Annotated in this window: 11 protein-coding genes; all 11 read right to left on the reverse strand. The window is 63.1% G+C overall.

Going from position 1 to position 12480, the window contains the following annotated elements; all coding sequences use genetic code 11:
- Nucleotides 1-105: 105 nt before the first annotated feature.
- Nucleotides 106-936, reverse strand: a complete 831-nt coding sequence (locus tag PP4_RS13510) for an SDR family NAD(P)-dependent oxidoreductase (RefSeq protein WP_016499747.1) — start codon at nt 934-936, stop codon at nt 106-108.
- Between the two features lie 23 nt (nt 937-959).
- Nucleotides 960-1724: an SDR family oxidoreductase gene (locus tag PP4_RS13515; RefSeq protein WP_016499748.1), complete on the reverse strand. Its 765-nt coding sequence runs from the start codon at nt 1722-1724 to the stop codon at nt 960-962.
- Nucleotides 1725-1856: 132 nt separating this feature from the next.
- Nucleotides 1857-3107, reverse strand: a complete 1251-nt coding sequence (locus PP4_RS13520; protein ID WP_016499749.1) for a helix-turn-helix transcriptional regulator — start codon at nt 3105-3107, stop codon at nt 1857-1859.
- Nucleotides 3108-3155: 48 nt separating this feature from the next.
- Nucleotides 3156-5546: an efflux RND transporter permease subunit gene (locus tag PP4_RS13525; protein WP_016499750.1), complete on the reverse strand. Its 2391-nt coding sequence runs from the start codon at nt 5544-5546 to the stop codon at nt 3156-3158.
- Nucleotides 5533-6576, reverse strand: a complete 1044-nt coding sequence (locus PP4_RS13530; protein ID WP_049824914.1) for a WD40/YVTN/BNR-like repeat-containing protein — start codon at nt 6574-6576, stop codon at nt 5533-5535. Before PP4_RS13530 ends, PP4_RS13525 begins: the two co-directional genes overlap by 14 nt.
- Nucleotides 6577-6718: 142 nt before the next feature.
- Nucleotides 6719-7927, reverse strand: a complete 1209-nt coding sequence (locus tag PP4_RS13535) for an acetyl-CoA C-acyltransferase (RefSeq protein ID WP_016499752.1) — start codon at nt 7925-7927, stop codon at nt 6719-6721.
- A gap of 8 nt (nt 7928-7935) precedes the next feature.
- On the reverse strand, nt 7936-8406 hold the full coding sequence (locus tag PP4_RS13540; RefSeq protein ID WP_016499753.1) for a MaoC family dehydratase: 471 nt from the start codon (nt 8404-8406) through the stop codon (nt 7936-7938).
- A gap of 9 nt (nt 8407-8415) precedes the next feature.
- On the reverse strand, nt 8416-9201 hold the full coding sequence (locus PP4_RS13545) for an SDR family oxidoreductase (RefSeq protein WP_041167732.1): 786 nt from the start codon (nt 9199-9201) through the stop codon (nt 8416-8418).
- 146 nt (nt 9202-9347) lie between these two features.
- Entirely contained in the window at nt 9348-10226 is an 879-nt protein-coding gene (locus tag PP4_RS13550; protein WP_016499756.1) for an SDR family oxidoreductase, read from the reverse strand.
- Between the two features lie 33 nt (nt 10227-10259).
- Nucleotides 10260-11411: an acetyl-CoA C-acetyltransferase gene (locus tag PP4_RS13555; RefSeq protein ID WP_016499757.1), complete on the reverse strand. Its 1152-nt coding sequence runs from the start codon at nt 11409-11411 to the stop codon at nt 10260-10262.
- Nucleotides 11412-11414: 3 nt separating this feature from the next.
- Complete coding sequence (locus PP4_RS13560) at nt 11415-12473, reverse strand: acyl-CoA dehydrogenase family protein (RefSeq protein WP_016499758.1); 1059 nt, start codon at nt 12471-12473, stop codon at nt 11415-11417.
- Nucleotides 12474-12480 lie beyond the last annotated feature (7 nt).

Consider the following 12480-nt stretch of genomic DNA (forward strand, 5'->3'; position numbering starts at 1 on the left):
AAATCCCCGGTAACTTGCCCGGTCAATCTTCACCGAGCAGCAGCCGGTGCTCATCCTCCGCATGGACTAGATGAGCACCACGAGTACTTCTTCAGCCAGTGTTCATCACCAGCTGGCGACGATGCCGTGCTCCAGCGCAAACGCCTGCGCGGCGATGGTGCGCCGCTGAAAGCGCGCAGCCTGATCGTGGGTGGCCAGCCATACCATCACCTCTGCCGGCACCTGGGGAGGCGCAGTGCCGATGCGCAGGGCCAGCAGGCCGTTTTCGCCGATGGTAGCCTTCAGCGCGTCGGTGGTGACCACCCCCGGGTTAAGCGTAAAGGCGCGAATCCCCTGCTCGCCCAGTTCGGCTGCAAGCACCCCCGAAACCCTGGAGACCGCAGCCTTGCCCGCACCGTAGGCATACCCCCAGCCACCGTTGACGGCAGCCACGGGCGGGTCGCCTTCACCGGCACCGGAGGTGACGTTGATCACCACCCCGTCACCCCGTTCGAGCATGCCGGGCAACACGGTCTGGGTAAGCAACAGCGGCGCCAGCACATAGCCCTGGAATACCCGCTGCATGGTCTGCGGCTGCAGCGACATGAATGCGCTGTTAAGGTCGCGGCCCTGATAGATGGCGTTGTTTATCAGCACATCAATGCGCCCGAACGCGGCCAGTACTGCCTGGCCGGCGGCCAATACCGAGGCGCTGTCGAGCAGATCCATAGGCACCACCAGCGCTCTGCGCCCCAAGGCGCGGATCGCGGCTGCCGTACTGTTGAGGCTGCCCGCCAGCGGCACGCCCTGGGCATCGCACAGCCGATGCGCGGTGCTTTCGCCCTCCTCTACAGTGCGGGCACTGATCGCCACATCGAACCCGGCCCGGGCAAAGGCCAATGCCGTCTCGCGCCCGATACCGCGGCTTGCCCCGGTAATGAATGCCACTTTGGTCATTGTTGTTCTCACGTGGACATAGGCTAGAAACGTGCCGGACGAACCATGGCATCCATACCGCCATCTACAAACATCACAGTGCCGTGCACAAAACTGGCTTGAGTCGACTGCAAGAATGCCACGACCTGGGCGATCTCCTCAGGGTTGCCGGCGCGCCCCAGCGGTGCGACAAACTCACGGACCGCCTTGGCAAAGCGCGGATCGTTCAGCGACGCCTGGTGCAGCGGCGTCTCGACTGCACCAGGCGCTACCACATTCAGGCGTATGCCTTGTTTTGCCCAGGCTACTGCCTTGCTACGGGCATTGCAGGTCACGGCGTATTTGGAGCTGGCATAGGCCACATGGGACTGCCCCAAGGTATTGGCGTGTTCCAGTGCCAGCGCTTCGTTGCCGGCGAGCATGGCCGCGATCATCGGCTGCTGATCGGGGGTGACGTGGGTGGCCGCAATCGATCCGATCACTACAGCGGCCGGCCGCTCGCCCTTGGCCAACGCATCGGCCAGGCCGTCAAGCAGCTCACAGACGCCAAAGTAGTTGACCGACACGATGGTGTCGGACACCGCGCTGGAGCCAACCCCGGCGCAGCACACCAGGCCGTCGAGCACCCCGTCGCAGTGCTCGAGCACCGCACTGATGGCGGCCTGGCGCCCGCTTGCGCTGGACAGGTCGGCAATCACCTCGGCATTTGCCCGGTCGATGCCGATGACGCGGTGCCCGGCGGCGCGTAGCGCCTGGCAGACTGCCGCGCCGATACCGGATGCAGAACCGCTGACCGCTGTAACTGGCATAACGTTGCTCCTTGTTGAATGGTGGTGTTGGCTAGTATTGGTGCCGCGCAAACCCCACAACATCGTCCGCACGGACTAAAACGCCCCGGCCTTGCAAGCAGGACCGGGGCGTTCGGGCAAGCCGGGCGAAGGTCAGGCGCTATTGCGCGCCGGGGTGGCCAGCTTCAACACCGGTTTTTCCGGCTTATCGTTTGGCAGTGCTGCCAGCTTGGGCTTTCCCAAGGCAACCACACTGTTGAGAATGATGCGCACCAACTCCGTCTGCCGGCGCACACCCGTCTTTGAAAAGATCGAGCGCAAATGCGCCCGTGCGGTGTTGCGGCGCACATTCAATACTTCGGCGGCCTCTTCAAGCGACAGGCCGTTAGCCAGCTCCATGGCCAGTGCGGTTTCGGCCCGGGTCAGGTTGAACAGTTGCTTGGTTACCGTTTCGCTAGCCATGGAGCGGCCCACCGCATCGCGGATGTATACCACCACTGCAGGTTTGCTCTTGCCCTCGGCCCAGTCCTGGGTAGGAATGGCCTCGATCACTACCCCCAGGTTGACCTGGCCCGATGGCCTGGCCACCGACATCGCTTCGGCCGCAGTGCTGACCTTTTCGCTATTGACGTCACGCGCGAAGGCATTGCGTACCAGGCGCTGCAGTTCGCGGTTGTCGCTGGGATAGGTGGCTTCAAGGCGCCCACCCACCAGTTTCAGGCCGTCCGCCTGTTCCAGCAGTTCGCTGGCCACCGGGTTGAGGCGCAGCACGCTGCCATTCTGGTCAAGCACGATGGTGGCCACTGACAAGCGGCTGATGGCCTGGGCATACAGCTCGCTGATCGACTCGCTGCGGTCGAGCAGGTTGTGCACGTGCATCGCACGGCGCAAATGCGGCAGGATCATTTCACACAGGGTGCGCTCGGAGGCGGTGAATTTCGGCGCGGCTTTAGGCCGGGTAATGCGAAAGCGCAGCTTGCCGCCGTCGGGGGTGGAAACGTCCGCACCCATGATGTGGTAGGTGTCGTGCACGGTACCGTAGGTCTTGTAGTAGACCGAATTGGCCCACTCGGCTTCGCTCATCAGGTCTTCGACGGTGAACACCTGGTCCATCGGCGGGTTGCTGAAGGGGGTGACAGCTTGTGGGTAGGCCCAGTAGCTCACCTCCCCCTCGCCTTCGATGTCACCGACGACAATCATCAGGCCCAGGTCCGGTTGCTCAGGCACTCTCAAGATCAAGGTGACGTAATTGGCCTGGTACAGGCTGCGCACGTGGCGCAAGGTCTTGGCCATCAACTTGTGGTTCAGCGAGCCGTCATAGAACTCGCCGATGAGCGTGTCATATTCCGCCAGCTCCATACCCATTTCTGCCAGCGCTTCAAACCCCACGGTGGAATTGCCCATCGCCCGTCTCCTCGCGGGGCACAGCCCAGGCCGTGCCCGCTTTTATTGTTATGATTCAAACACGTGTGCGCGCGCTGCACGGTTGGCTTTGACCGCAACCAGGGGTTTGCCGAGGTTGAACCAGGCGGCCAAGGCCGGCAGCAGGAAAATGGCCCCAAGTACATTGACCAGAAACATGAACGATAGCAATACCCCCATATCGGCCTGGAATTTCAGCGGTGCAAAGGCCCAGGTGCACACCCCGATCGCCATGGTCAGGGCAGTGAAAACAGCTGCTGTTCCGCGTTGGCACATGGCCTGGTAGAACGCGTGGCGCAGGTTGGCGCCCCCGGCCATCTCGTGCTGGATTCGCTCATACAGGTAAATGCCGTAGTCGACCCCGACGCCAACCCCAAGCGCCATCACCGGCAGGGTCGCCACCTTCAACCCGATGCCAAGCATGGCCATCAGTGCATTGCACAGTACCGCCACGATGGCCAGCGGCACCAGGATGCACAACACCGCGCGCAACGATTTGAAGGTCAACCAGCAGAACAACAGCACCGAGCCAAACAACGCCACCAGCATCAGCACTTCGGCGCGCTTGACCGCATCATTGGACGCCGCCATTACCCCCACATTGCCACCGCCGAGAAAGAACCTGATTTCCGGCACCTGGACCTGGGCAATGATCAGCTTGGCCTCCTGGACCACATGCGAGACCGTGGCGCCATCGTGGTCGGTGAGAAACACCAGAATCTGCATCTGCTGGCAGCCATCGGTCACCAGGCCGTCCTCGGGCATGTAGGCACGGGCACCTTGACTCAAGCCCCGGGCCGACCCAGGAATGGCCGCCCAACGTGGGTTGCCTTCGTTGTTGCCGGCAATCACCGTCTTGCCAAAGCCGGCCACCGACTGCACCGACTGCACGCCGGTGACGCTGCGCATCTGGAAGTCAAAGGCTTCCACCGCACGCATCACCGATGGTGACAGGCATGCCTCTTCCATGCCCTGGGCCTGGACGAACACCGCCAGCACATCCAGGCCGATGGAATAGCTGCTGACAATTTTGCTGTTGTCCTGGTTATAGCGCGACTCGGCGCGCAGTTCCGGTGCGCCAGCACCGATGTCACCGACTTCCAGCTGCCGGGCCTTGAGCACCGCCACGCCCAGCAAACTCACGCTGAGCACCAGCACCGCCAGGGCCGGGCGCGGTTCGGCCAGCGCCGACAAGCGCCACCACAGCGGGTGCCTGCCCTGCTGCTGGACGCACTCCTTGCTCAGCACACTACGCTCCAGGCGCAGGTAGGAAATAATGATCGGCAACATCAGCTTGTTGGTGATGATCATCAGCATCACGCCGATGCAGGCCGTCACCCCCAGTTCATGCACGATAGGGATGTCGATCAGCATGATCACGCCAAAGCCCAAGGCATTCATCAGCAACGCCAGGGAGCCAGGAATGAAGATCTTGCAAAAGGCCAGGTGCGCCGCCTGCAGCGAATTCTTGCCGGCCAGCACTTCCTGTTTCCAGGCATTGGTCATCTGCACGGCGTGCGAAACGCCAATGGAAAAAATCAGGAACGGCACCAGGATCGACATCGGGTCGATACCCAGGCCCATCAGCGGCAACAAGCCCAGCAGCCACACCACCGGCAACAACGCCACCAACAGCGCCACTACGGTCAGGCGCAACGAGCGTGAATAAAGCCACAGCAACAGGCCGGTGATCAGGAAGGCGACGACAAAAAAGCCGATCACGGTCATCAGCCCTTCGACAACATCACCCACCAGTTTGGCGAAACCGACAATGTTGATCTCGATCTGATCGCTGCTGTACTTGTCGCGAATGTCCTCCAGACGCTTGGCGACTTCAACATAACTGACCGATTTGCCTGTTTGTGGGTCAACGTCCTGCAAGTCGGCCCGGACCATGGCCGACTTCAGGTCATTGGCCACCAGCCGCCCGACCTGCCCCGAGCGCGCGGCGTTGCTGCGTACCTGGGCCAGGTCTTCGACGCTGGCGGTAAAGCGTGGCGGTACGACTACATCACCAAAAAAGCCTTCTTCGGTGATCTCGATGTAACGCACGTTGGCGGTGAACAGCGAGGTTACGCTGGCGCGGCTGACCCCGTTGATGAAGAACACATCGTCAGTCACCTTGCGCAGCGTGTCGAGGAACTCGGGGTTGTAGATGTCACCCTCGCCCTTCCATCTGACGCTCACCAGAAAGCGGTTGGCGCCGGTGAAGTACTGGCTGAATTCGAGGAAGTTGAGCATGTACTCATGCCGCACCGGGATCTGCTTATTGAAGCCAGGGTCGAGCTGGGTATGCGTGGCGCTATAGCCCAGGCCCAGGGTCAGCAGCAGGAACACCGTCAACAGCAGTTTGCGTCGTGCCAACAGCAGGTCGGCGCAACGCTCGACCAGGCGCCCGGCTCGGGCTTTAGCGTACTTCATGCACTTGCTCTCCTTTGCCCAGAGCGGCAACGCTGTTACCGTTCCCCTGGAAAACGCCCCGTTCACCGGCTACCAGCAACTGATCGGTGCCCACCACGATGGCTGCGGTCAAGGTGCCCAACCCCGGTTGGCGGGTGGTGCCGATCAAGCGGCCTTCTGTGTCCAGGCGCACCATTGAGCTGCCGCCGCCGACAATCAGTACGCCGCTGTGGTCTGGTAGCACAACATGGCCATAAAGCGGCTGGGTATTGCCAACCTTGATCGCCTGCCACTGCTCACCGAAGTTGTCGGTGACAAACACATGGCCGCGCATGCCATAGGTCACCCAACGCTGGGCGCTCAGGCGAACCACGCCAAACAGTGAGCCGTTGTAGAACGCCGGCAACTGTTGCCAATGCTGCCCGTTATCGGCGCTGCGCATGACCAGGCCCTGTTCGCCGACCAGCATGCGCCGGCCATCGCTGCCGCCATCCAGCGCATTGAGATGAGCACGGTCGACCTCCAGCGCCACCGCGCGCCAACTGCGCCCGGCATCGTCGGACTGGTAGAACTTGCCGTAGCTGCCGAACACGACAACCTGCTTGCCACCGGCCGCCCACGCACCGAGCAGCGGCTCACCAGCTGCGGGATCAAAATGCACCTCTTGCCAGCTGCTGCCAGCGTCATTGGAGCGCAGAATCAGGCTGTCCTGGCCAACGGCGACCAATTGCTCGGGGTTCAACGCGGTCAAAGCCGTCAGGGAAATCTGACGTTGCGGCTCGACTGTGGCTTGCTGCCAGCTGCGGCCGCGGTCGTCGCTGATCAGGATGGTGCCGCGCTCACCCACCGCCACCTGACGGGTGCCCAGATTGAGCAGGCCGTTTATCTGCATGCGCTCGGTATTCAGTGTGGTCTGGGCAATGTTCAGCGCGCCGCGTGGGGTAAATGCCAGCGCAACGATTGCGGCAACCGTAATGCACACGAAATAGGCAATAAGCTTGGCGCATGGGCGACTGCGTGCAGCGACATCCAGGCGCTCGACAATAGACATACGGTCCACCCTCTTGTTCTTGTAGTCGTGAATCACCGCGCCACCTGGGCGCGGTGTCTGAGGTGTGTAGATAGTCCGTCTGCTCGACCTGCGGGACATCGTCCAAATGGCCTACCCCGCTGCCGATAGACAGAACCGCGGATCAGTCCAGCTCGAACAGGCCCGCCGCGCCCATGCCCCCCCCGATGCACATGGCCACGACCACGTAGCGCACGCCGCGGCGGCGCCCTTCCAGCAGGCCATGACCGACCATACGCGCACCCGACATGCCGAACGGGTGACCAATCGAAATAGCCCCGCCGTTGACGTTCAGGCGCTCCGCAGGGATGCCCAGGGCGTCGCGGCAATGCAGGACCTGGCAGGCAAAGGCTTCGTTGATTTCCCACAGCCCGATGTCGGCCACGCTCAAACCGAAGCGTTTGAGCAGCTTGGGCACCGCCAGCACCGGGCCGATGCCCATTTCTTCCGGCGCGCAGCCGGCCACGGCGATGCCGCGGTACGTCCCCAGCGGCTTCAGGCCAAGCCGGGCGGCCTCGGCCCGGCTCATCAGCAAGCTGGCCGATGCGCCGTCGGAGAACTGTGAGGCGTTGCCGGCGGTAATGAACTCGCCCTGCTCGACCCATTGGCCGTTCTTCCACACGGGTTTCAACGCCGCCAGGTCTTCGAAGCGGGTCGAAGGACGGTTGCACTCGTCGCGCTCGGCCACCACCTGCTCATGGCCATCGGGCTGGCCTTCCTTGTCAAAGCGCAGCTTGCGCACTTGCAGCGGTACGATTTCTTCGTCGAACAGGCCGTCGCGCTGGGCGGCTGCGGTGCGCTGCTGACTTTGCAGTGAGTAGTCGTCCTGGGCCGCGCGACTGATGCCATAGCGCCGGGCAACGATCTCGGCGGTTTCGATCATCGGGATATAGGCGCTTGGCATGCACGCCAGCACCGCCTCCGACTGGTTGCGGTAGGTGTTCTTGTGCTTGTTCTGGGTCAGCGACAGCGACTCGACCCCCCCGCCAATGACAATGCTCATTTCACCGGCCAGAATGTTCTTCGCCGCCATGCCGATACTGATCAGGCCGGAAGCGCACATACGGTCCAGGGCCATGCCCGGCACGCTGTCGGGCAAACCGCCGGTGTAGGCACACAGCCTGCCAATGTTGTAGCCCTGGGTGCCCTGCTGTACCGCCGCGCCCATGATCACGTCATCCACCGCGCCAGGCTCGATACCGGCACGCTCGACCACCGCGCGCACCACATGGCCGCCAAGCACCGGGGCTTCGGTGTCGTTGAAAGAGCCGCGAAAGGATTTGCTCAGCGCGGTACGGGCAGTCGCTACGATTACAACGTCTTGCTTGTCCATGAACAGGCTCACTCGGTGATGGGGTTGAAGGTGTAACGGCTGATGGTGTCGACCACGCAGCCAGGGCGTTCGGCGCCCTCGATCTCGACGCTGATGCGCACCACCAGCTGTACCGCGCTGCCGATCAGCTCGGCGCTGACAATCTGGCCTCTGCCGCGTACCCGCGCGCCGACTTTCACCACGGCGGGGAATCGCACGCGGTCGGTGCCGTAGTTCACCCCCATGGCCATGTTGTCGATGCTCATCAGCTGCGGCATGAACAGGTTGGCCAGCGCCAGGGTCAGGTAGCCATGGGCGATGCACGCCCCGAACGGGCCATTGGCGGCGCGCTCGGGGTCGACATGTATCCACTGCTGATCGCCAGTGGCTTCGGCAAACAGATTGACCCGCGCCTGGGTCAGCTGCAGCCAGTCGGTGACGCCCAAGTCCAGGCCCTGGGCTTTGAGCATTTGCTCGGCGCTACTGAATCGGGTGCTCATGGGGTGCCCTCAAGCCTGTTGTGAACTGACCGACAGCACTTCGCCGACCATGTAGGAGGCGTAATCGCTGGCCAGGAAGATCATGACGTTGGCGACTTCCCACACTTCAGCGGCGCGGCCGAAGGCTTCACGGTCGGCCAGTTTGGCCAGCAGTTCTTCGCTGCTGGCCTTCTTGAGAAAATCGTGCAAGGCAATCGACGGCGACACGGCGTTGATGCGCACCCCGCTTTCGGCGGCTTCAAGCGCGCTGCAGCGGGTCAGCGCCATGACCCCGGCCTTGGCGGCGGCGTAGTGTGCCTGCTCTTTTTGCGCACGCCAGCCGAGTACTGAAGCGTTGTTGACGATCGCCCCGCTCCCTCGGCGTTCCATATGCGGCAGCATCGCGCGGGTCATGCGGAAGGTGCCGGTGAGGGTCACATCAATTACCCGCAGCCATTCCTCGTCGCTCATCTCGGTGACCCGCCTGGAACCACCAAGGCCTGCGTTGTTGATCAGCACATCGACGCCGCCAAGGGCCTGTTCGGCGGCGGCGACCAGGGCTTGCACCTCGGTCTCGACGGTGACGTTGCACAGCTGGCCGTACACGGCCTGCAAGCCGGTGTCGGCCTTGAGCTGTTCCACCGCCTGCTCCAGGCGCCGGGGATGAACATCGGAAATCATCAGGGCGCGGCAGCCTTCTTCGGCGCAGCGCCTGGCTGCGGCATAGCCGATGCCAGCGCCGGCGGCGGCAGTGATGAGCACGGATTTGCCAGCCAGCAACTGGTGGCCTGGCACATAAGGAGGGGCTTGTTTCACGCGGTATACCTCTGACAGAAAACAGGTTGTCGACAGGTATAAAGGCCGCAGGGGGCAGGCACATCGTCAAAACGGACGGGGTCGGTTGTGGCAGGGGAACAAGAGGCAGGCGCCGGTAATGCCGACGCCTGTGCTTCAAGCTGCGCTCACGTGCCCCAGACCTTTTGCGCCTTGGGTGCTTCGCTGAGGATCGCATCGACCGCCGCCCCGACTTCAGCGACCTGCCAGCGTGCCCCCTTGTCGCGGGTAACGCCGGTACGCCAGCCATCACCCAGGGAAATCCGGCCACCTTGGCTCTCGAACAACTGGCCGCTGACATGCCCGGAAGCCTCACTGCCCAGCCACACCACCAAAGGCGCGACGTTCTCTGCCGCCCAAGCGTCGAAGCTGCCGTCATCGGGCCGCTTGACCATGTCCGGCATTGCGCTTTCGGTCATCGCCGTACGCGCCGCCGGGGCCAGGGCGTTGGCGGTGACGCCATAGCGGGCCAGTTCCGCCGCCTGCACCAGGGTCAGGGAAGCGATACCGCCTTTGGCCGCCGCATAGTTGGACTGCCCGATCGAGCCCTGCAAGCCGGCGCCGGAACTGGTATTGATAATGCGCGCCGCCACCGGCGTACCGGCCTTGGCCTGATCGCGCCAGCGCCGGCCGAGGATGTTGGCCAGGCAGTAATGCCCCTTCAGGTGCACGCGCATCACCATGTCCCAGTCCTCTTCCGACAGGCTGATGAACATGCGGTCACGCAAGACCCCGGCGTTGTTGACCAAAACATGCACTTCGTCGAACGCCGCCAATGCAGCATCGACGATGCCTTGAGCGCTGCTCAGGGTGGTGATGTCGCCATCGTTGGCGATTGCTCGGCCACCCTTGGAGCAAATCTCGTCGACCACTGCCTCGGCGGCCTCGCGACGAATGTCATTGACCATCACATTGGCGCCTTCGGCGGCAAATGCCAACGCATACGCGCGGCCCAGCCCGCCACCGGCACCGGTGATGATCGCGGTACGACCTGCACAGATTCCCATAGGATGTTTTCCTGTTGTTGAGTGTGGGTGGCTTCAAAGCCGTTCGATGATGCTGACGTTGGCCTGGCCACCGCCTTCACACATGGTCTGCAGGCCATAACGCCCGCCGGTGCGTTCAAGCGAATGCAGCAAGGTGGTCATCAAGCGCGCACCGGTAGCGCCCAGCGGGTGGCCAAGGGCGATGGCGCCGCCATTGACGTTGGTGCGAGCCGGGTCGTAATCGAGCTCCTTGGCCCAGGCCATGACCACCGAGGCAAACGCTTCGTTGATTTCCACAAGGTCGATATCAGCCATGCGCAGGCCAGCCTTCTTGAGCGCCGCACGGGTGGCTGCAATCGGTGCCGTGAGGTGCCAGATCGGGTCGTCGCCAAGCACCGACAGGTGATGAATGCGTGCCCTGGGGGTCAGGTTGTAGCGCTTGAGCGCCGCCTCCGATACCACCAGCAAGGCCGCGGACGCATCGCAGGTCTGGCTCGATACGGCGGCTGTGATCGACGGGAACTCAGCGCTTACAGGCTCCAGGCTGGCCATTTTCTCCAGGCTGCTGAACCGCGGCGTTTCATCAAAGGCCAGGCCTTCGCAGGCAACGATCTCACGGGCGAAATAGCCGGCTTCTGCGGCCGCCAAGGCACGACGATGGCTTTCCAGGGCAAACACCTCCATTTCTTCGCGGCTGATCTGCCAGTGATCGGCGATGCGCTGGGCGGCGTAAAACTGATTGACCGGCTGCTGCCCAAAGCGCGCCTGCCAGCCTTTGCTGCCGGAAAACGGGTCACTGAAGCCCAGCGGTTGGCCAGCGAGCATCGCCGACGAGATCGGGATCTGGGTCATGGTCTGCACACCACCGACAGCCACCACCTCCTGCATGCCACTCATCACCGCTTGCGCGGCAAAATGCAGCGCCTGTTGCGACGAACCGCACTGCCGGTCGACCGTGGTGCCCGGCACGTTCAGCGGCAAGCCGGCAGCCAGCCAGCTGGTGCGAGCGATGTCACCCGCCTGCGAGCCGATGGCGTCGACACATCCGAAAATCACGTCGTCATACGCGTGGGCAGGAATGGCGTTGCGTTCGACCAGCGCTTTCAACACATGCGCGCCCAGGTCAATGGCATGCACATGGGCCAGGCTGCCTTTGCGTTTGCCCGTGGGGCTGCGCAGGGCATCGACGATATACGCTTGGGGCATGGCTCAGTCCTCGAAGGTAGCGCCCGGCCCAAGCCGGGCTTCATCGCTGAGCACATAGGCGGCGACGCGGGTTTTATGGGTGGCACGGTCGCCCCAGGACGGGTCCAGCGACCACACGCGCTTCATGAACATCTGCAGGTCGACTTCCCAGGTGTAACCCATCGCACCGTGCACCTGGATACCGTGGCGCGCCGCCAGCCAGCTGGCGTCGCAACAGGCCAGCCGGGCCTGCGATACATAGACATCGGCGCGGCGATCCCCCTGCGCCAGGGCATAGGCCGCGCGATACAACACAGGTTTGGCGAATTCGATCTTGCTGGCGATATCGGCCAGGTGATGCTTGACCGCCTGAAAGCTGCCGATCGGCTTGCCAAATTGCTTGCGCTGGGCCACGTAGTCCACCGACAGGTCGAGGATTCGCTGGGCCAGCCCGAGCAGTTGCCCGGCAACCGACAAGGCGCCGCGGTTCAAGGTATCGGCCCACAAGGCCCGCCCCTGTTCGCCGCCGATCAGCAAGGTGTCGCGAGTTGGCTGCCAGCTCACCAGGCCCAGGCGCCTGGAGGCATCGATACTGGCGTTGGCCTGCACATCGACCTGCGCGCGCGGCACCGCATGCACCTCATCGCCGTGGGCAAGGATCAGCCACTCTGCCAGCGGTGCATCAGGCACCAACGGGTTGATCGGGTGGCCGATAGCCAGGCGCACGCTGCCATCGGCGATGCGCGGCAGCAGGCGGGCTTTGACCGGGTTGTCGTCTGGCAGGCCGTTGAGCAGCCCGGTGACCACATAAGCCGTGTCGGCCAGCGAGTCCGGGATGGCGTAGTAGCCCAGCTCCTGGGTCATCAGTGCCCAGGCCACATCGTCCATGCCCAGGCCACCGAACTGTTCGGGCACCGACAATGCCGTCAGGCCCTGTTCGGCTATCTTGTTGCGCAAGTCAGCGGAGCGGCCTGTATCGGTTTCCCAGATCTCGCGCAGCATTTCGGGCGCCGCCTCGGTCATCAGGAAACGGCTGATGGCTTCGCGAAACGTGAGCTGATCATCGGTAAAGGTAAAGTCCATGGCCGGC

The organism is Pseudomonas putida NBRC 14164, from assembly GCF_000412675.1.
GTDB classification, from domain to species: domain Bacteria; phylum Pseudomonadota; class Gammaproteobacteria; order Pseudomonadales; family Pseudomonadaceae; genus Aquipseudomonas; species Aquipseudomonas putida.